We start from the raw sequence: 20,700 nt of genomic DNA, 5'->3' as shown, positions 1-20,700 counted from the left end.
TTTAATATATGTATCAGATTCCAAGTACTTACTTCTATTTTACTAGTGAATGTTTAAAAGCATAGATGACTGCTTGTGTTCGATCCTGTACCTCAAGCTTACTTAATATGTTGCTCACATGCGTTTTCGCTGTTTTCAAGGCAATAAACAGTTCATCAGCTATTTCTTGATTTGATTTCCCCTCAGCCATTAGCATAAGAATCTCCATTTCTCGGGATGTTAATTGATCATGAGGATGTGTTACATCTTTTTGGCGCATTTTCATCATCATCTTACCTGTTACTTCAGGCTCAAGAATGGATTGCCCATGAAATGTTGAGCGGACAGCACCCGCAATTTCACTTGCCTTTGACGTCTTTAATAAATAGCTTGTTGCTCCAGCCTCTAATGCTGGATATACCTTTTCATCGTCAAGAAAGCTTGTGACGATAATAATTTTTGCCTCAGGCCATGCGTCAATGATTTGTTTTGTTGCTTCGATTCCATCCATTTCCTTCATCACTAAATCCATTAAAATAATATCTGGGCGTAAGCTAAGCGAAAGCTCGACACCCTTCTTACCATTATCAGCTTCACCAATGACTTCAATGTCTGGCTGAGCAGATAAATAAGAAGAAACCCCAATCCTTACCATTTCATGATCATCAACAAATACTACTTTTATCATTCCACATCACCCTCTATCCGCAATACAGGAACCTTTACCTCTAACCGTGTTCCCTTGTTTTTTAAGCTGACAATTTTCAATGTACCACCAATTTCAACCGCTCGTTCGTGCATATTTTGCAAGCCATAAGATCCCGTTTTACCTTCATCAACCTCGAAACCAATGCCATCGTCTGTAACTCGCATAATGACAAAATCATCCCGTTTAATTAACAGGACATCAAGGCTTGTTGCTTTTGCATGACGAAGAGTGTTCGATACAGACTCTTGAAGAATCCTAAATAAATGATCTTCAACCCCTTTATCCAGTGGGATCGGCTCTACCTTCCACTTTATATTCATTGTCACCTTTTGCATTAATTCTACTAATAATTCTTGAACACCTTCCTGAAGTGACTTTCCCTTTAATGCAGCAGGACGTAAATGCAAGAGCAGAGCCCTCATTTCGAGCTGTGATTGGTGGATTGTTTCCTCAATTAATTTCAACTGTTTTGACTCTCTATCATCTGATAGCGGCTTTGATTCCGTAATCGCCGACATCATCATAGAGGCAGCAAATAGCTGTTGACTGACTGAATCATGAAGCTCACGAGCTAATCGATTTCTTTCTTGGGAGACCATTTCCTGGATTCTCTTTTCCTGATCCTCTGCTTTTTCATTGGCTAGCTTTTGAGAAAGCTTTGTTTGCTCAAATATATGGTTTTGTACCTTTTCAATTCTAACCCAAATATCATGAATTTCAGGAATTGCGTGTGGCTCAACTGGTATTGGTCGTCCCTTTTCAAGCTCCCTTACTGCTGTTTCAACAGTAATGAGTTGTTTTTTCCAAAAATACCCCGACAATAATCCGTAACATACTCCCAACAGAAGGCTTATGCTTGGAACAATATAAATAAAGGGTAAATCAATCACCCTCCGCTCCCACAATGAACTCCAGCTCTCCAAAGGAAACGCAATAAAAAACATAACAGAAAATAAAATAAACAACACAAGTGAAAAAATTGCAGTGAGTAAAACCTGTCTTTGGATAATACTCATACTCGCTTCACCTCAAGTTTACCTGTAATACTTGCGGTAATAAGCTTCACTTTCTGTTCAGCAGACTCAAATTCTGCGGTTTCATAGACAATCGTCTCATTTATAACTCGCTGCTCTTGCTCCTGAAAAATCTCTACAGTTCCAGCCATAATCGAATGATTGATATGAACTTCCACCTCATACGGAACAAGGATTTGAACATTACCGACTAAATTTCGAATTGATATAATCGCTTCCCCATTAGGCAATACGGTATCACTAAGATCAATGACTATGTTCCCAATTCCAACCTGGATATTTACATCATTCCATTCATACACATGTTCCGGTGTCTGCTGACTTGTAAAGAATTTATTTTCAAAGATTTTTTGTCTCTTTAGATAAGGTTCAGATTCTGCTTTAAAATTGCCCTCTAAAATAACAGGCTTAATCTCTCTAGGCTGCTTTTGTGATTGAAAAAATTGCACGATAATATATAAGAGGACGACACATAAAAAGTAGCGAAATGTCATCATATTTAGCACAGTTGCGATTAGCCAAATCCAGCCAATCCAAAAGAAGGCCTTCCCCATAAATCGAGGCTTCCACTTCTTTCCTAAATAAATAAAGCTAATCGATAAAATAAATGTGACAATTAAGCCTCCATTAAAAAACAAGACCTCTAAAAGAAGGAGGAGAATCCCTATTAAAATGATCCAGTTTAAGTAATCTGATTTTATGTTTCGTAGCATGAGATAGCCTCCTTCCAATGAAAACGCGTAATTGTGAAACATAAGTCGATTCATAATAGAAGGTGCGATTACCTTCCATTATGAATTGACTTATATCCTAAGCTTGCAAAGCATAGTTTATGCTTAAATAAGGCGTAGAGACCTACGCCTTATTAGCATACCATGTTTTAATTATGAAATAGTATTTGTTTCTTGGCTTTTCTCTTGTTTTTCAAGCTGTGCAATTCGTGCATCAATTGTATTGCGGTGGTAAGCTGAATTTACTTGGTGCTCTAAACGATCAAGATAGCTTTCCATTTCTTCAAATCGAGAGAATGCCTTTGTCGAATAGCTGTTGTTATCAACAACTTTGTTCATACGGTGGTGAGCACGAGCCATATTCTCTCTACCCATAAGCTCCATGCGTTTAATATGCATATCCTTTAGCTTATGCTTCATCTCTTCATATTTTTGTTCAAGCTCCTCAAGTTGACGATTTGTTTGCCCACGTGATTCATTTAAACGTGCAACTCGTTCTTCGTAATAAGTTTGCTCCTTTAGAGCAAATTCATAAAGTTCTGCTTCTCCAGCTTTTGAAGCAATTTCTGCTTGATGCTTACGCTTTTCAGCTAAATGCAATGCCTCATTGTACTCACGATTAAACTCTTCCTTTAATAAGTACTGTCGTTCAACGAGTTTACGAACCTTTTCCGTTTCATTTTCACATTGTCTTAAATAATGATTAAGCACGGATATTGGGTTTTTTTGCTCCTTTTGATCGATTACCTCATGAAGATCAGCTGTAATTGAATCCTTTATTCTAGTAAAAATGTTTGCCATGTTTATCTCTCCTTTTTTATTGGCTCTATTAACTTGGTTGTCGATTTCCGCTGCAGGCGTTCGCTCCAATCAACAAAGTGCCAAAATCAACAGTGAACAGAGCCTTTTTATTAATAATAAAGTATAAGTCTTTGTACGTAATGTTAGTGTCTTACTCCTGTTATACGCTGCTGAGCAAGGCGCTTGCGCTTTTCTTAGTAATTACCTTTTAAATCATTCCATTCTTTTTCAAAGTTTGTGAATGGATCATTATCTTCCATTTTGTTAGCTGCTGTTGGGTTTTTCCATTTTTTAAAGACAATATATAAAACATACGCAGCAACAAATCCTAGAATAGCTGGAAGGTTAGATGCTGATGCAAATAATGCAATGACACCAATGATCGCTAAGACAACTTTATTAAATGTTGAATTTGTTTTGATAAAGCCTTTATATGAGTAGTACATGATAAGTAGGCTGATTCCTAATGCGATCATAGGGGCAAGATTTGAAAGCAATACAACAACTGCCACCCCGCCTAAAAGTAAGTAACCAAGTTTTTTCATTCTCATTTCCTCCTTTCAAGTTGTGTTCGTTTCTATGTCCTTATCTTACCTACTTTTAAAAATCCTCATAACGAGCGCTAGCTTTATTTTCATCTAAGACTTGAGGCGTAGACTGGATCAGACTACCCTCAAATTCGGATGAGAAAAAGTGGTAGAACCCGCTATCTAGCTATATTCAGTCAACATTTTTCACCTTATTGGAGCTTTGGGGTTTACTTATTCTTAAACGTGCCTAGATTACGCTTTAACCGTTTTGTATACGCGGTACATGATTTCAATGATTTTGGTAAAAATTATCTGTATGGAATATGAATGTTATTGAAGGAGGAATTCAATTGACCGAAGAATTTCCACAAGGAAAAATGCCATATGAACCTGAACCATACTGGAAGGAATCAACACAGTTACCTACTTTCTCCCCCCTTTCAATTGATACTGAAGTTGATGTCGCAATTGTTGGAGGTGGTATAACGGGGATAACTACCGCTTATTTGTTAACAAAACAAGGGATGAAGGTTGCCATTTTAGAAGCAAGCCAAATTCTTAACGGTACAACAGGTCATACCACTGCAAAAATCACAGCACAGCATGGTTTGATCTATGATGAATTTATTCAACATATGGGTGAAGAAAAAGCAAAGCAATATTATGAAGCAAACAATGATGCACTTAGATTTGTTCGACAAACTGTTAAAGACCTAGCAATAGAATGTGACTTATCAGAAGAAGATGCCTATATGTATGCGGTAAGTGATGAATATGCACGGAAAATAATGAAGGAATACGATGCCTATCAAAAGCTAGGGATACATAGTGATTTCTCTGAAGATATACCTTTACCTATAGATGTCAAAGGTGCAGTCATTATGAAAAGCCAAGGGCAATTCCATCCATTAAGTTATTTAAAAGCACTTGTGAATGAAATAACGAACGCTGGCGGAGAAATCTACGAGCAAACGACAGCAATTGATATTGATGAAACAACGCCAAAACCAATGATTATTACACGAGAAGGTCGTCGAGTTGCTTGTAAATATGCTATTGCTTGCTCACATTTCCCTTTCTTTGATGGCAAAGGATTTTACTTTACTAGACTGCATGCAGAGCGATCCTATATTTTAGGTGTCAAAACAAAACAGGAGTTTCCTGGTGGTATGTTCTACAGTGCTGATTCTCCTACTCGATCATTACGTTACACACCGATGAATGGGGAAAAATTAGTTTTAATTAGTGGGGATGGCCATAAAACAGGTCAAGGAACTTCTACTTACAAGCACTATAAAGCACTTGAAGAGTTTGGCGAGGAAGTGTTGGGAATTGAAGAAATCAAATACCGTTGGTCTGCACAAGATCTATACACGCTAGACAAAGTCCCTTATGTTGGACCAATCACATCAAATAAGCCAAATATTCTTGTCGCAACAGGTTATCGCAAATGGGGGATGTCGAATGGAACAGCTGCAGCAAAATTGCTTAGTGACCTTGTCTTAGAAAAAGAAAACCCGTATCTGGAGTTATATAGTCCAGCACGCTTTTATGCAGATCCAAGTATCAAAAAGTTTCTCATGCAAAACTTAGATGTAGCAGGTCATTTAATTGAGGGTAAAATCGATATTGCGGATAAACGAATTGAAGATATTAGAAATGATGAAGGTTCAGTTGTTGTTGTAAACGGGAAACGCGCCGGCTGTTATAAGGATAAAGAGGGGAATATAAACCTTGTTGACACAACCTGTACTCATATGGGCTGTGAAGTAGAGTGGAATAGCGGTGACCGCTCTTGGGATTGTCCATGTCACGGTTCTAGATATACTGTACAAGGTGATGTTATTGAAGGACCTGCTAAAAAGCCGTTGAAAAAAGTAGATTTGAATTAGCTAAGGGTCAGACATATGTCTGACCCTTTTTTAACAGTTAAGAAAGTTTAAAATTTTGTACTTAGTTTTGGTGTCTAGCTCCAGCGCCTAGCCCCTCTTGGGTCTAAGCCACAAATGAATTGAAGACAAAGATCGTCTTCTATTCATTTGTGGCTTATTGCCCGAGGCTGATCAAGGCGCTTGCGCTTTTCTTATTCCTCTTTAACAACTTTACCAATTTTCGCCTTTGATTTCTTAATGATTCTAACTAAAGTATCTGCCTTATCAAGCTTGTGAAAGGTTATGTTTGAAATGTCTAGTCCATGACCTAACGTTTCATATACATGTCCCTGTCTAGGATCTATTAGTTTATTTCCTTCATAGTAAATACGTGGTGTTTTCCAGAGTGCTACTAACGCTTTTCCTAAAGACATTTCATGATAGCGCTCAGGCCACATACTTTTAATATGTTCCTTCACTAATGGGTAATACTTTGAGCTCATCCCTGGAAAAAGATGATGCTCTGTATGATATGAAAAGTTAAAGTGTAAGAAATCAACCCATTTTGGGACAGTTACCGTTAAGCTATTTGCTAATGGGTCATTCACCTCAGTAATCGGGTTCAAGCGGTGGTTTGTTGAGATATACCCCATAACAATGGCATTCGCAATAAATAACGGTAATAAGAAAGCAAAAAACCATTTAAATGGCCCCATAATGAATAATAGGGATATCCAAAATACCCATGGTAAGATGAATTGCATCCATACTGAAGGCTGATGCTTTGGATTAAATTCTTTTATATAAGCAGTAAACATTTTTGCTGAATGTAATGAAAACATAACTGTTAATGAACAAAAGCTTACAAATGCACGAAATCCCTGTGGTAAACGATAGATCCAACGTAAGACTTTCGTTTTAGAAAGCCTTTCTAGTGTTGGCCATGAATCTGGATCATGATCCTCTTTCTGTGTATGAACGTGATGTGTTAAGTTATGCCACTTTCTCCACAATCTTGGTCCAGTGCTTAATGGCCAAAAAGCAATGGCACCTAATAAATCTCGTAGCCACGGTTTTCTAACAACCGTGCCATGTAAAATTTCATGCCCAAGAAATCCCATTGCTGCAAAACTAGTACCAAGTACTATTGCAATGGCTAAGTAAATAAACGGGTTTAAAGAAAATAAACCGATTGTTAAAAACCCTGCAATGACAATTAGCAGATAGGCTAATCCTCCCCAGAGGCGTCCAGGGACAGGCTTAAATGCCTTTTTCGGTAATTTTGGAGATATACGCGCTGCATACCATGCAAATGAATGAAGTTCTTTCACAACATTACTCCTTCCATAATCAACTATATACGTTAATGTTAGTGTCAAAAATCGACCACATCTGGATTAGAAAGTTATTATTAATATTCTTTCCCGATCTTTATCTTAGGCTTTTTCACTATTTACCAAGTAGTCCGGTATGGTTGATTGCAGCGAGGGATGCTCGCTTTCCGCAGGGCGGGCGGTGAGCCTCCTCGGCGTAAACGCCTGCATGAGTCTCACCTGTCCTGCTACTCCCGCAGGAGTCTCGCAATCCGTTCCAATCAACCTGAATCAGTTTTCTCGTAGAAAAGAGCCTTATCCCATTAACAGCAACATGGTTTATCGTACCAAGCTAAATGATAAATAGCAATGTAACATTATTACCAGGTGCTAATAATAGGTGGTAGAGTGACTGATGTGTGAATTTTTAACAAGTAAAATAAGCTTTTATTTCTTCATGTTAATACCCATTTTGGACAGACTAAAAACTAACATTACAAAAAGGAGATGGTCAATTTGAATAAAATAAATCATGATAAAAATATGAAAAACCCCAATGGTGGAAAAATATACAAAAGGAAATCTGATGCTCTTTCAGAATACAACATAACACTTCCAGAACAACCACTTCCTCAACCAAAGGATTATGAAGAAATAGAATATTGATGATATGACGAAGGAAAAACGGAGTCAACGAAAATCTTAACTTTAATTAAGCGTGGGAAAACATAATTGTTCATCTATTTTCAAACCCTTTTTTCGCTTATAAAAACAAGGTAAAAAGTTCCGATTTCTTTCCTTCCTACAGCAATAGATTATCCCACAACCTTATTGTAATTATACTTGAAAGGATATTGATTTTTTGCAAATTTATACAATTATCCTTACTTCATCAAGCCTAAATTTGATTTTAAAAAATAAAAGCTGAATCAATAAGACCTACTCCATTTAAGCAAGAGCATCTTATTGATTCAGCCTTTTTAGTACGTTTTAGATGAAACGATTAACTCAGTGCTCTTCTGTGAATAGTCTCCTACCGATAATTTATTATTTTCATCCTGCATTTTTGGTTGAAGACCATAATTAGTAGCAGTTAGCCATGCTTGTTTACTTAGGCAGATGAAATCAGTAGTTGATGCTAATGACTGAATAGATACGCCATAATGTGTAGCTTGCTTCATAAAAGTGTGAACTGAATCACTTGTGGAAAAGAGAATTGCTGAGATTGAAGCATCTTCAATTGACCTCCTAATAATCGGTTCGTACCTTTTATCAATTGATGCTTGATAAACACCAGCATAATCATGTTCACCATATTTGTAATCAAGCTTCCATTTCTTTTCACAATGATCATTTGATCCAATTATTAATAAGCTTCCTTCACTATCTATTTCATCTGCTAATCCTGCAAGGAATCCTTTATCTTCTAGGAGCTTAATTGTTGATAATTGCTTACAAAAAAGTCTTGCTTGTAATTGTCGAATATCTATTTTGTACTTTTTTAATAGCTTAAAAAAGTTCGTTGCCGCTTCTGTTGACATAAAAAGCATTCTTTTATAAACAGTTAACTTTTTTCTGACCTTAACATCTAAAGAGCCTTCATTTATTTCCCACTTAGGGAATTCAATTACGTCTGCTCCTTGATCTACATACTCATGTGCGAAACACTCTTCTTCAGCACATCCGCGAACATAGAGAAGTTGTTGGCCAAACAACGGTTTTTTCTCAAACCATTTTATTTTTTCCCTAGTCGCTACAATATCACCAACTAAGGTAATAGCCGGGTTTTCAATGTTTCCCTCCCGGACCTTTTCAACAATAGATGAAAGCGTACCGACTACACTTTCCTGTCTACTCCAAGTGCCCCAGCGAATCACGATAACAGGAGTATCTGGTGCTTTCCCGTGAAGAATAAGATTTTCACATATATGTTCTAAATTTGAGACCCCCATATAAAACGCAATCGTTTGGACACCTCTAGCCAGCCCTTCCCAATCGATATCAGGCTTACCATTTTTTGATTTATCATGTGCTGTCACCATTGCAAAGGAGCCTGCGTAATCGCGATGTGTAACAGGAATTCCTGCATAAAGAGGAGCTGCAATACCCGAGGTTATCCCGGGTACAATTTCATAGGCTACATTTTGTTCGGCTAGAACTTCAGCTTCCTCGCCAACTCTTCCAAAGACGCTAGGATCTCCACCTTTTAGCCTTACAACTGTAAAACCAGCCAATGCCTTTTCAAGCAATGTCCGATTTATCTCCTCCTGCTTCATAAAATGTCGGGTAGGAAGCTTCCCACAATAGATCAATTCACAGTCTGCATTAGCATAATCAAGTAGTTTGGGGTTAACTAAGCGATCGTAAAGGATAACCTCCGCCTTTTTAATAACTTCCATCCCTTTTACTGTTATTAACTCACTATCTCCAGGACCAGCCCCAACTAAATACACCTTACCTATCCGCATTTTTCCATTCCTCCCTTAACATTTTGTTTAATTATTCATGCACTTTGTTGTTCTCAAAGTAAGGGAGGACACTCTCTTAATTGGCATAAGAACCCTTTAGCTACTTTACTTTTGTTTTCTCCCCTATTTGGTTAAATTAAGAGGAATACATCTCCCTCTTCGATTAGAGTTTCATATTTTTTGACACAGCCAAAGTCTGGTGCTTGAACCTTACCGTCTTCTAGGCAGATCTTCCAGTCATGCATCGGACAAAACACATGCTCTCCACTAACAATTCCTTCACTCAAGACTCCGCCTTTATGAGGACATTTATTTTCCACAGCTTTGACTGTTCCATTAGAAAGTTTAAAAACTGCAACTTCCTTATCCTTTTCTAATTGAACAGTTTTTCCAACTCGTTCTGGTAATTCTAAAAGGGGACCAACGTACACCTTTGTTTTTGTCATTTCCTTCATGTCCATCTTCCTCCTTGACGAAATATTCTGTTTTTTATGTGTATACCTTGATAAAAGAACGTTTCTTTTCTAACAGTTCACAGATCAAGAAATGCCAACTGTTTCAAATAGTTCCTTCGTTGTTTTCTTGCTCTCAATAATTTCTTTCCAAGGATCCTTATAAACAGATAGCGCCTCATCCATACGAGCATTTAACTCTGTACGCTTGTTTTTATCATCTAGTACGGATTGGACATGAGCTAAGCCAACACGTTCGATCCATGCTGAAGTACGTTCCAAATAGTTTGCTGTTTCACGATAATATTGTAAATATGCACCGGTAATTTCCATTGCTTCTTGATCTGTTTTTACTTTGTATAATAAGTCTCCTCCACGTACATGTGTACCACCATTTCCACCAACGTAGATTTCCCATCCACCATCAATACCAATGAATCCAATATCTTTAAAACCTGATTCTGCACAGCTTCTAGGACAAGCAGATACAGCCATTTTTACTTTGTGAGGTGTTTGTAATCCTTCAAATTTCTTTTCAAGGTCAATTCCTAAGCCCATTGAATCTTGGGTACCAAAGCGACAGAATGTTTCACCAACACATGTTTTCACTGTACGTAGTGATTTTCCATATGCATAGCCTGAATTCATATCTAGATCCTGCCATACCTTTGGTAGGTCATCTTTTTTAACACCAAACAGGTCAATACGTTGTCCACCGGTTACTTTTACTAATGGAATTTCATATTTTTCAACAACATCTGCAATACGGCGTAATTCGTTTGCATTTGTGACACCACCGTACATTCTAGGGACAACTGAGTATGTTCCATCCTTTTGAATATTTGCATGCATACGCTCATTAACAAAGCGTGATTCTCTTTCATCTTCATATTGTTTTGGATTTACCATTCCTAAATAATAGTTAACAGCTGGACGACATTTTGAACAGCCTTCTTCAGATTCCCATCCAAGAACATTCATGACTTCTCTTATATGTGTTAGACCTTTCTCTTTAATGCCATCGACAATTTCTTCTCGAGATAATGTCGTACATCCACAAATTGCCTCTTTTTGTGCGGAAGCATCGAATTCAGATCCAAGGGTAAGCTGCAGGACATCTGCAACTAGTGGTTTACATCCTCCACAAGATCGAGAAGCACTAGTACATGCTTTAATTGCGTCAACAGAAGTACAGCCTTTTTCCTGAATCGCTTGAACGATCGCACCCTTTGAAACCCCGTTACACCCACAGATGATTTCATCAGCGCTCATTGAAGCAACTAAGCTAGCGCCAGCTTCCTCTCCTACCGGCTGCAAAATTGTGATCTTTTCTGTATCTGAAATGTCTGCTTCTTTTTTAATCATCGAAAACAGTCGATTTCCTTCTTTGCTATCTCCAAATAATACGGCTCCGACAATTTTATTTCCTTTTAAAACAATCTTTTTATAAATTCCATCTTGTTCATCAAATATTTTTAGAGACTTTTTGTCGTCACCATCCATAAAGTCACCTGCTGAAAATACTTCAACACCAGAAACCTTTAATTGAGTGGATAATACAGAACCCTGATATGGTGCTGCTTCTTGACCACAAATGTGACTAGCTAGTACTTTGGCTTGCTCATATAAAGGAGCAACTAGACCATATGGAATTCCGTTATGCTCGGCACATTCACCAACAGAATAAACATGTGGAAGATCTGTTTGTAAAAAGTCATTTACGATGATTCCTCTATTAACAGCTATCCCACTTTCTTTAGCTAACTCGATATTAGGCTTAATCCCAACTGCCATAACAACTAAGTCTGCTTCAAGATGTGTTCCATCTTTAAATTTCAATCCTTCTACTCGATCTGCCCCGTAAATTTCTTGTGTTTGCGCTTCTAATAAAAATTTCATTCCTTGTTTTTCAAGTTCTTTTTGTAAAAGGCGTCCAGCTGTTTCATCTAGCTGGCGTTCCATTAATGTTGGAGCGATATGAATAACAGAGACATCCATCCCTAAGTTTAATAAGCCACGTGCTGCTTCTAATCCAAGTAAGCCTCCGCCTATAACTGCTGCTTTTTTATAATTTTTAGATGCTTCTAGCATAATGTCGGTATCTTTAATATCACGGAATGCTGTAACACCTTGCTTATCAGCACCAGGTAGTGGAAGGATAAATGGTACAGATCCAGTTGCGATAATCAATTCATCATATGGTACAACTCTACCTTTATCTGATACGACTGCCATCATCTCTGGATTAATTTTCGTTACTGTTTCACCTGTATAGAGGGTAATATTATTTTCTTCATACCATTCCCAGTCATTTAGTGTAATATCTTTTACCTTGGTATCTCCCTGTAACACCTTTGATAATAGGATTCTATTATAGTTAGGATGTGGTTCACTCCCAAAGATTGTTATATCGAATAAATCTTTCGAAACCTTTAAAATTTCTTCGATCGCTCTTACACCGGCCATTCCATTTCCTATTAGAACTAATTTCTTTTTTTCCACCTGATTTTCCTCCCCTTGGAAAGTTTCCTCTACTATAGCACGGTGAAATAAAAGATTTTACATACATGTTAGGTTTTCTGACATTGTTTTATTTTGTGTCATGATCATCCCTTTGAGATCGAGTCGAGAGTTATCCATCTTACTAAATGAAATATGGCTTATTGTCCATATTTCTTGTTATATTGTCGGGTGCGCATATTTTATCGACCATTTTTTTACTTTATTGTCCGAAATCAGTGATATATCAACCGAATTCACCAAGATATCGACCATTCGACTAATAACGACAAATCCCAAATTAAAGCGAGACCTATCGGATCTAAACAGGCATGCATCCCACACCTATCTTCTTTACTACTTAAGAATGAAAAAAAGAGGTGCATTTTTGCACCTCTAACTCCAACTCTTTGCATTCTAAACTGGTGTTACATTTACAGCACTTACTTTAAAACCAGGCATTTTACACGATGGGTCTAATTCTTCACCAACTAACAGGTTTACATTTTGACTATCTGCCCAGTGAAATGGAACAAACACAGTATCTTGCCTTATTTTATCTGACCATTTACTTCTTACTACAATCTTTCCTCGCTTAGAGGCAACAGATACTAAGCGATTATTGTCAATATTATACCTTTTCGCTGTCTCTGGATGAATTTCAAGATAGGATTCAAAGTTTCTTGCTGCAAGTGCAGCACTTTTCCTTGTTTGTACTCCTGTTAAATAATGTGACATCACTCTTCCTGTAGTTAAATACAGCGGGAATTCTTCACTCGGTTTTTCCTTTGGCACCTCTGGTATGTTTGGTACAGCGATCATCTTTGCTTTTCCATCTGGATGGGCAAATGATTCTTCAAATAGCCGTGTTGTACCTTGATGTTCTAGTTCAGGACAAGGCCAGAGAATGCCTTTTTCTTTTCTTATACGTTCATAGGTTATCCCGTAATAATCAGCTGTCCCACCTCGACTAGCTAATCTTAATTCATTAAAAATGTCCTCTGCATTTTTATATGAAAAATACTCCTCTTTACCAAGCACTTTAGCAATCTCGCAAATGATTTCCCAGTCATGTTTTACTTCACCAGGACATGGACGACTCGCTTCTCTGAGGGTGACTCTTCCTTCTAAATTAGTCATTGTTCCTTCATCTTCTAAATAGGAAGACGCTGGTAAGATAAGATCAGCCAGCTTGGCTGTCTCAGAAATAAACATATCAACAGCAACTAAAAACTTTAATTTTTTTAAGGCAGCTTTTACAAAATGTGCATTTGGATTGGACACGACTGGATTTGAGCACATAAGAAACATCCCTGTTATTTCGCCGTCATCAATCTTTTTAAACATCTCAAAGGCTGATACACCTTTTCTAGGTAGCTCTTCCTTGTCAACACCCCAAACACTCGAAATATATGCTCTGTGTTCTTCATTTTCTATCAATCGATAGCCTGGTAGTTGGTCGGCTTTTTGCCCATGCTCGCGTGCCCCTTGTCCATTTCCTTGCCCAGTAATTGCGCCATAGCCAGAGTATGGTTTGCCTATTTTTCCTGTTGAGATCAAAATATTCAGTAAATTCCTCACAGCTGCAGTTCCATCAATTTGCTGTTCTACCCCTCTTGCTGTGAAAAGCATGCCCGATTCTTCACTAGCAAATTTAATAGCTGCTAACCTGATTTGTTCACTCGGAACTCCAGTCATTTCTGAGAGATCATTTAAGGATAAAGACGTTACATATTCCCTTACTTCCTCAAATCCTGTCGCTCTTTCTTCGATAAATTGTTCATCAAGCAAATTTTCTTCAATAATAACCTTTAATAACCCATTAGCTAGGGCAGCATCCATACCTGGTTTAACCTTTAGGTGCAAATCAGCAATTTGGGTTGTTCCCGTTTCACGTGGGTCAATTGCGATAATATAGGCCCCATTTTCTTTAGCCTTTTCAAAATAAGGCATAATTGTTGGCTGACATTCGGCAATATTTGTACCAGCTAAAATAATCACTCGTGTGAACGGTACTTCTGTTAGCGCATTTGTTAATCCGCGGTCAAGACCAAAGGTTTGATTTGCTGCAGTTGCTGCTGCAGACATGCATAATCGACCATTGTAATCGATATAACGCGTTTTTAATGCTACTCTGGCAAATTTACCGAGCAAGTATGCTTCTTCATTTGTGATGGAGGCACTACCATACACGGATAATGCATCTAGTCCATCGACGGCTTGAATTTCTGTAAATTGCTCTTTAATATGGGCTAATGCTTCCTGCCATGAAATACGAACAAATTCCCCATTCACCTTTAATAACGGGTAGGTAATACGATCTTGATGAAAGGGATGCTGATGGGCATTCATTCCTTTAATACATAATCTACCTTCAGATGTAGGGTTATCTTTCCCTACCGTTGTGTACTTTTTTCTTGAAACAATTGATTGTTCAATTAATTGCATCTTACATTGCATACTACAAAACGGACATTGCGTTTCATATACTTTTTCTGATTGTACTTCTTGTTGCTTTGTCCGGAAATATTTTAATAATAACTCGGTCAAGGCACATCATCCTTTATTCTATTAATTTATGATTTTCATCTATTTATACAGGCTTTCCCACAAATGGAAGCACTTCTGCCTCAAGGCGTTCAACCAACTGATCTCGTAATGAATCCTCAAAAAGTACTTCCCTTATATGGATCAAGCCTACTCTTTCGATCCATTCACCTATTTGCTCAAGGTAGTTCGCTGTCTCTCTGTAATATTGGACAAATCCACATATTAACTGTTTCGCTTCCTGACTGTTACTGGCTACTGTAAATAATTCGCCTTGCTTAACGCTAGGATTACTACTTCCACCCACGTAGATTTCCCATCCTCTGTTGACTCCAATTATACTAATATCCTTTGTTATCATATCTATTTCTCTATGTTTACAGGCTGATATACCTAATACGACTCTATGAGGTGTTAATAAATACTCCGTTTCCTTTTCCAATTCAATCGCTAATTGTAAGGCGTGTTTGTTTTCACACTGACATATTTGTTCACCAAAACAAGTATTCACATGACGGATCGTATTAGTACGCACTGGACTTAATTGCATATTTAATTCTGAACAAACAGCTTGAATATGCTCCTTTTCAATACCTTTTAGTTGAATTCTTTGTTCAGCAGTTATGCCAACATTGGTTATCTTAAATTTTTCGATAATACTAGCAAGCCTTCGAAACTCCGCTGCGTTTGTCATCCCTCCATACATTTGCGGAACGACAGAATATGTGCCATCCTTTTCTAGATAGGCCCCAATATTTTCATTGACAGAGAATTTTTCATTTAGACCATCAGTATCTGGGTATATCATCGCTAAATAATAACTAATAGCTGGAGCACAACTCGAGCATCCACTCTTCGTTTTCCAACCAAGCTCAACAAACACATCTTGTAATGTAGATAGATTTCGTTGTTGTATTTGTAATACAACCTCATCCTCTGTTAACGATGTACAAGCACATAGTGACTTTTGCTGAAAGATTTCCTCACATTCATCACTATGAATATAAGCAAGCAAATCTGAGACAAGTGATTTGCAGCCACCACATGAGCCAGATGCCTTTGTACACTGTTTCACTTGTTCAACTGATGTTAATCCTTTCTGCTGAACAGCCTCGATAATTGTTCCTTTAGATACACCATTACAATTACAAATGATCTCACTTGCCTTCATTGATTTTATCGAAGATGCATCTTTATTCGCTGATTCGAGGATCTTTCGTTTTTCTTCATCACTAACATGTTTTCTTTTTACAATTAAATCTAATAGTCTTGATTGATCGTTTGTATCTCCAAATAACACAGCGCCAACAATTATATCTCCACGGACGACAATTTTTTTATATACTTCATCCATTTCATTCAACATCTTTAACGTCTTAGTCGTATCATCCTCATCAAATTCTCCTACGGAAAAGAGGTCAATACCAGGAACCTTTAAGCTAGTTGATAAGATTGAGCCCTTATATCCTTGTTCAGCTAAACCACAAATATGCTTTGCCAACACTTGACCTTGTTCATATAGTGGTTTGACTAATCCATAGACTACTCCATTATGTTGGACACACTCTCCAACTGCATAAATATCTGAAATACTGGTTTCCATAAAGTCATTGACAACAATTCCTCGATCCGTAAGAATCCCACTGGTTTTTGCCATCTCAATATTCGGTATGACACCGACAGCCATCACAACTAAATCTGCATCTATTGAAGATCCATCAGTAAAAAGGAGTCCCTCTACTTTGTTATCGCCAACGATTTCTTGTGTTACCTTACCTAAAAGAAATCCAATACCTTGTTTCTCTAATTTTTCTCTCAGCATGTTTGACGCAGTAACATCAAGTTGACGTTGCATTAAGTAATCTGTATTGTGAACAACCTTTACATCTAAACCAAGATTCAAAAGACCTCTAGCTGCCTCTAGTCCTAATACTCCTCCACCAATAACTACAGCTTTTTTCGCCTTATCTGACGTTTCAATAATTGCTTTACAATCCTCTATTGTTCGAAATGTAACAACTCCATTTTTCTCAACTCCTGGAACAGGAAGAACAAAAGGTGACGATCCAGTTGCAATAATTAATTTGTCATATGGTAGTGAGCGATTTTGATCTGTAGTGATTTCTTTTTTATGTGAATCTATTTTAATAGCTGCTTCACCAGAAAAAAGCTTTATTCGATTCAGTTCATACCAATCGATATCATTAATCGTTATATCTTGAAATGTTGCCTCTCCTTGTAATACAGAGGACAATAAAATCCGATTATAATTAAGGTGTGGTTCACTCCCTATGATCGAAACATCAAAATCTTGAGAATTATGCTTTAATATCTCTTCAACACAGCGGACACCCGCCATTCCATTTCCGATAACTACCAATTTTTGCTTCATCTTAACCCTCCAGCATCAATGGTCTGACCTCATCTAATGGTTTCATTATTTCATATAATTCCTCTCAACAAATTATTGTTGTCACATTTCCTAACACGAAATCTTACTTTTACTCATCAACTTCATCACAGCTATTTTTAATCTTTATATATTCTTCATAAAAAATAATTCCATGTTATATTTGCTCACAAGTAACTTTTATACTATTTCCCCCCCCATTATAATGACCTCATGAACAACAGGACAGAAAATTCAAATAACTAGTTCAACTATTGAAAGGAGTAACACATATGAAATTATCTGAATTAAAAACAAGTGGTCACCCGAAAACTCTTTTTTCTTCCTTTTTGTATTTTGATGTAAGCTTTATGATTTGGGTTATTCTTGGCGCCCTTGGAGTTTTCATCACTCAAGATTTTGGTTTATCACCATCCCAAAAAGGGCTAATTGTTGCAGTTCCGATTTTAGCAGGTTCCTTCTTCCGAATTATACTCGGGATATTAACGGACCGAATCGGACCTAAGAAAACAGCTATTTTAGGAATGAGCATTACCACGATCCCTTTACTTTGGGGATTAATTGCAGGTAACACACTACCTGAGTTATATATGATTGGGATTTTATTAGGGGTTGCTGGTGCAAGCTTCGCCGTTTCTTTACCAATGGCAAGCAGATGGTATCCTCCACACCTCCAAGGCTTAGCAATGGGAATTGCTGGTGCAGGAAACAGTGGTACTTTACTAGCAACATTATTTGGTCCTCGGTTAGCTGAAAATTTTGGCTGGCATGTAACGATGGGAATTGCCCTTATTCCTCTTCTTATAACATTTGTGATTTTTATTGTTTTAGCGAAGGATGCACCAACACAACCAGCACCACAGCCACTAGCAAACTATTTCAAAGTATTTGCTTATAAAGATACATGGTTTTTCTGTTTACTTTATAGTGTGACATTTGGCGGTTTTGTCGGCCTATCAAGCTTTTTGAGTATGTTTTTTGTTGATGAATACCAATTATCAAATGTCCAAGCAGGAGATTTTGTTACCATTTGCGTTGCAGCAGGAAGCTTCTTCCGACCTGTAGGAGGTTTTATTGCTGACAGAGTTGGCGGTGTGAAGGTTTTATCTTTCTTATTTATCGGGGTTGCCATTTGTATGCTTGGCGTTAGTCAACTACCTCCGTTATTAGCAATTACTGCTCTATTATTTATAGGTATGATGTGTTTAGGTATGGGAAATGGTGCGGTATTCCAGTTAGTCCCACAGCGTTTCCAAAAAGAAATCGGGATGATCACGGGAATCGTAGGTGCTGCCGGCGGAATTGGCGGATTCTTTTTGCCAAACATTTTAGGTACCTTAAAAGAACTGACAGGCTCTTACTCTTCTGGATTCATTACCTTTTCTGTCATAGCATTGTTAGCATTTGTTATATTGCTATTAGCAAGCTACTCTTGGAAGAAATCGTGGAATTTAAAAAGCGATACCGTAAAGATTTAATTTAGCTCGCATTACCTACCCTTGGCTCACTCTAGCCAAGGTTTTTTTCTTTGCCACATCATGCTGCTTCCTTTACAAATTTCTAATTTCTGATATGCTTATTAAGCAGGATATTTACCTAGGTAAATATTAATCACTTACTTACGTATATAAAGTTGGACCTTCACCAGTTGGTAAATAAACGATACTTACCTAAGTAAATAAAACGAGGTGACATCAGATGGAAAACACAAACAAGCTATTTCATACACTTTATCGAAAAACTCGCTTCATGACGAAAGAGCTAAATGAACAGTTGCAAAAACACGATTTATATAGTTCCCAATGGTCGATACTTTATTGCCTAAAGATTAATGGACCAATGACACAAAGTGATATTTGGCGTTATTTAGTAGTTGAAGCACCTACAGTTACAAGAACCTTGGTGAAGCTCGAGGAAAGTGGTTGGGTAAAACGAACACAGGGTAGCGATAAACGTGAACGTCTTGTATCACTGACAGATAAAGCCATTCAACATTTACCAGCTGTTGAAGATGAAGTGAAATCCTTTGAACAGAGGATGGTGAAAAATTTATCAAACGAAGAAAAGGATTACTTCTTCCACTTATTAAACAAACTAGGTACATCATTACATGAAGAGGAGGAATAAATTCGGATGAACAATGAAAAACAACCAATTTGGACCAAAAGCTTTATCAGTATTTCCTTAAGTAACTTTTTTATCTTTATTGCCTTTTACGGCTTATTAACCTCCTTACCAATATATGTAGTCGATGAACTACATCGTTCCGAGATCGATGCAGGTCTTATCGTAACTATTTTCCTTCTTTCCGCCATCATCGTTCGTCCATTTTCAGGGAAGTTATTAGAGGATTTTGGCAAAAAAAGTATGTTAATGATAAGTCTTATTTTCTTTACACTGTGCTCGTTTATGTACCTTTGGATTGAAAACTATACGTTATTACTTGCACTGCGATTCTTTCAAGGAATTTGGTTTAGTATTGCAACGACAGCGACTGGTGGGATTGCAGCTGATCTCGTTCCAATAAAAAGGCGTGGAGAAGGTCTTGGATATTTTGTGATGTCAACGAACCTTGCTGTTGTTTTTGGTCCGCTAATCGCACTAACTCTAATACAAGTTGCATCATTTTCTATTCTCTTTCTTGTGTTTGCTTTATTAATTACAGCAGGAGTACTGTTTACTGCTTCAAGTAAAATAAATGAAGCACATTCAAAAGTAACGAAGAGCAAGAAAAGTTTACAGCTTTCCGACCTGATTGATCGAAAGGCATTACCAATAGCTTTTATCGGTAGTTTAGTTGCCGTTGCTTATTCAAGTGTCCTTTCATTTTTATCTATTTATGCACAAGAGCTCAATTTATTAGATGCAGCTAGCTTTTTCTTCGTGGTCTTTGCTATTGTCATGCTAATTGCTCGTCCTTTTAGTGGCCGTTTATTTGATTCAAAAGGGCCCCATATTGTTATCTATCCAGCACTCGGATTATTCCTGATCGGATTGGTTTTATTAAGTATAACTCAAACTTCGTTCATGCTGCTTTTATCAGGAGCATTCATTGGGCTTGGCTATGGAACCGTCGTCCCTTCCTTGCAAACACTTGCCATCCAAGCAACTGATCGCAATAGAAGCGGGCATGCTACAGCAACATTTTTCACACTCTTTGATACAGGAATTGCTGCAGGCTCATACATCCTAGGCATCGTTGCTACACAGCTTGGTTACGGCCATCTGTATTTCTATACAGCTATATTTATGATTATTGTCATTGTGTGTTATAAATTGGTCTTACATCGAAAAGAAGTGACAAAGTTCAATTTGAAGGAGACTCATTAACGGAAAGTACTTCACTTAAGAATAGA

General features: G+C 37.5%; 16 protein-coding genes. 5 read left to right on the top strand and 11 right to left on the bottom strand.

Translation table 11 applies throughout. The features are described from left to right. Window positions 1-34 precede the first annotated feature (34 nt). The 5 genes from I7822_RS13705 to I7822_RS13685 form a co-directional block, all read right to left on the bottom strand. Window positions 35-667 (bottom strand): response regulator, encoded by a 633-nt coding sequence (locus I7822_RS13705; protein ID WP_207979065.1) that lies wholly within the window; start codon window positions 665-667, stop codon window positions 35-37. Beyond that, window positions 664-1,704, bottom strand: a complete 1,041-nt coding sequence (locus I7822_RS13700; RefSeq protein ID WP_207979063.1) for a sensor histidine kinase — start codon at window positions 1,702-1,704, stop codon at window positions 664-666. The genes I7822_RS13705 and I7822_RS13700 overlap by 4 nt, the downstream gene beginning before the upstream one ends. After that, window positions 1,701-2,435: a cell wall-active antibiotics response protein LiaF gene (gene liaF / locus I7822_RS13695; protein ID WP_207979060.1), complete on the bottom strand. Its 735-nt coding sequence runs from the start codon at window positions 2,433-2,435 to the stop codon at window positions 1,701-1,703. The genes I7822_RS13700 and liaF overlap by 4 nt, the downstream gene beginning before the upstream one ends. 171 nt (window positions 2,436-2,606) lie before the next feature. Next, window positions 2,607-3,254 (bottom strand): PspA/IM30 family protein, encoded by a 648-nt coding sequence (locus I7822_RS13690; RefSeq protein WP_207979059.1) that lies wholly within the window; start codon window positions 3,252-3,254, stop codon window positions 2,607-2,609. A 194-nt stretch (window positions 3,255-3,448) separates the two neighbouring features. Continuing rightward, window positions 3,449-3,799 carry a lmo0954 family membrane protein gene (locus I7822_RS13685; RefSeq protein WP_207979057.1) on the bottom strand — a complete coding sequence of 117 codons (351 nt, stop codon included), beginning with the start codon at window positions 3,797-3,799 and terminating at the stop codon, window positions 3,449-3,451. A gap of 362 nt (window positions 3,800-4,161) precedes the next feature. Here I7822_RS13685 and I7822_RS13680 point away from each other — a divergent pair, with 362 nt between their 5' ends. Then, window positions 4,162-5,676 carry an FAD-dependent oxidoreductase gene (locus tag I7822_RS13680; RefSeq protein ID WP_207979170.1) on the top strand — a complete coding sequence of 505 codons (1,515 nt, stop codon included), beginning with the start codon at window positions 4,162-4,164 and terminating at the stop codon, window positions 5,674-5,676. A 191-nt stretch (window positions 5,677-5,867) separates the two neighbouring features. On the opposite strand, the gene desB is transcribed toward I7822_RS13680, so the two are convergent. Next, the gene (gene desB / locus I7822_RS13675; RefSeq protein WP_207979056.1) at window positions 5,868-6,986 is read right to left on the bottom strand and encodes a Delta(10) desaturase DesB; all 1,119 of its coding nucleotides are present in this window, start codon (window positions 6,984-6,986) and stop codon (window positions 5,868-5,870) included. Window positions 6,987-7,484: 498 nt separating this feature from the next. On the opposite strand from desB, the gene I7822_RS13670 reads away from it, so the two are divergent. Then, window positions 7,485-7,634, top strand: coding sequence for a hypothetical protein (locus I7822_RS13670; protein WP_207979055.1), 150 nt, complete (start codon window positions 7,485-7,487; stop codon window positions 7,632-7,634). Between the two features lie 314 nt (window positions 7,635-7,948). On the opposite strand, the gene cobA is transcribed toward I7822_RS13670, so the two are convergent. From cobA to nirB (I7822_RS13645), 5 genes are all read right to left on the bottom strand, one after another. Beyond that, on the bottom strand, window positions 7,949-9,436 hold the full coding sequence (gene cobA / locus I7822_RS13665) for a uroporphyrinogen-III C-methyltransferase (RefSeq protein ID WP_207979053.1): 1,488 nt from the start codon (window positions 9,434-9,436) through the stop codon (window positions 7,949-7,951). 131 nt (window positions 9,437-9,567) lie between these two features. Continuing rightward, complete coding sequence (gene nirD, locus I7822_RS13660; protein ID WP_066338261.1) at window positions 9,568-9,891, bottom strand: nitrite reductase small subunit NirD; 324 nt, start codon at window positions 9,889-9,891, stop codon at window positions 9,568-9,570. Window positions 9,892-9,975: 84 nt separating this feature from the next. Beyond that, complete coding sequence (gene nirB / locus I7822_RS13655; RefSeq protein WP_207979051.1) at window positions 9,976-12,390, bottom strand: nitrite reductase large subunit NirB; 2,415 nt, start codon at window positions 12,388-12,390, stop codon at window positions 9,976-9,978. Between the two features lie 414 nt (window positions 12,391-12,804). Continuing rightward, the gene (gene nasC / locus I7822_RS13650; protein WP_207979049.1) at window positions 12,805-14,937 is read right to left on the bottom strand and encodes an assimilatory nitrate reductase catalytic subunit NasC; all 2,133 of its coding nucleotides are present in this window, start codon (window positions 14,935-14,937) and stop codon (window positions 12,805-12,807) included. Between the two features lie 43 nt (window positions 14,938-14,980). After that, window positions 14,981-17,326, bottom strand: coding sequence for a nitrite reductase large subunit NirB (gene nirB / locus I7822_RS13645; protein ID WP_207979048.1), 2,346 nt, complete (start codon window positions 17,324-17,326; stop codon window positions 14,981-14,983). A 290-nt stretch (window positions 17,327-17,616) separates the two neighbouring features. Here nirB (I7822_RS13645) and I7822_RS13640 point away from each other — a divergent pair, with 290 nt between their 5' ends. The 3 genes from I7822_RS13640 to I7822_RS13630 all read left to right on the top strand — a co-directional run bounded on the left by I7822_RS13640 (window position 17,617) and on the right by I7822_RS13630 (window position 20,674). Continuing rightward, window positions 17,617-18,822: an MFS transporter gene (locus I7822_RS13640; RefSeq protein WP_207979046.1), complete on the top strand. Its 1,206-nt coding sequence runs from the start codon at window positions 17,617-17,619 to the stop codon at window positions 18,820-18,822. Window positions 18,823-19,042: 220 nt separating this feature from the next. Next, window positions 19,043-19,471, top strand: coding sequence for a MarR family winged helix-turn-helix transcriptional regulator (locus I7822_RS13635; protein ID WP_207979045.1), 429 nt, complete (start codon window positions 19,043-19,045; stop codon window positions 19,469-19,471). Window positions 19,472-19,477: 6 nt separating this feature from the next. Beyond that, complete coding sequence (locus I7822_RS13630; RefSeq protein WP_207979041.1) at window positions 19,478-20,674, top strand: MFS transporter; 1,197 nt, start codon at window positions 19,478-19,480, stop codon at window positions 20,672-20,674. Window positions 20,675-20,700 lie beyond the last annotated feature (26 nt).

The organism is Metabacillus bambusae (assembly GCF_017497975.1).
Lineage (GTDB): Bacteria > Bacillota > Bacilli > Bacillales > Bacillaceae > Metabacillus > Metabacillus bambusae.
The sequence above is the reverse complement of the archived record's forward strand: the minus strand, read 5'-3'. Positions and strand labels throughout refer to the sequence as shown.

What these genes read in the sequence shown, in the direction of transcription:
- I7822_RS13635 (WP_207979045.1), top strand. Translation starts at nt 19,043, where the DNA reads ATGGAAAACACAAACAAGCTATTTCATACACTTTATCGAAAAACTCGC.
- cobA (WP_207979053.1), bottom strand. Translation starts at nt 9,436, where the DNA reads ATGCGGATAGGTAAGGTGTATTTAGTTGGGGCTGGTCCTGGAGATAGT.
- I7822_RS13640 (WP_207979046.1), top strand. Translation starts at nt 17,617, where the DNA reads ATGAAATTATCTGAATTAAAAACAAGTGGTCACCCGAAAACTCTTTTT.
- nirB (WP_207979048.1), bottom strand. Translation starts at nt 17,326, where the DNA reads ATGAAGCAAAAATTGGTAGTTATCGGAAATGGAATGGCGGGTGTCCGC.
- liaF (WP_207979060.1), bottom strand. Translation starts at nt 2,435, where the DNA reads ATGCTACGAAACATAAAATCAGATTACTTAAACTGGATCATTTTAATA.
- I7822_RS13630 (WP_207979041.1), top strand. Translation starts at nt 19,478, where the DNA reads ATGAACAATGAAAAACAACCAATTTGGACCAAAAGCTTTATCAGTATT.
- nirD (WP_066338261.1), bottom strand. Translation starts at nt 9,891, where the DNA reads ATGAAGGAAATGACAAAAACAAAGGTGTACGTTGGTCCCCTTTTAGAA.
- I7822_RS13690 (WP_207979059.1), bottom strand. Translation starts at nt 3,254, where the DNA reads ATGGCAAACATTTTTACTAGAATAAAGGATTCAATTACAGCTGATCTT.
- I7822_RS13705 (WP_207979065.1), bottom strand. Translation starts at nt 667, where the DNA reads ATGATAAAAGTAGTATTTGTTGATGATCATGAAATGGTAAGGATTGGG.
- I7822_RS13680 (WP_207979170.1), top strand. Translation starts at nt 4,162, where the DNA reads ATGCCATATGAACCTGAACCATACTGGAAGGAATCAACACAGTTACCT.
- I7822_RS13685 (WP_207979057.1), bottom strand. Translation starts at nt 3,799, where the DNA reads ATGAAAAAACTTGGTTACTTACTTTTAGGCGGGGTGGCAGTTGTTGTA.
- I7822_RS13700 (WP_207979063.1), bottom strand. Translation starts at nt 1,704, where the DNA reads ATGAGTATTATCCAAAGACAGGTTTTACTCACTGCAATTTTTTCACTT.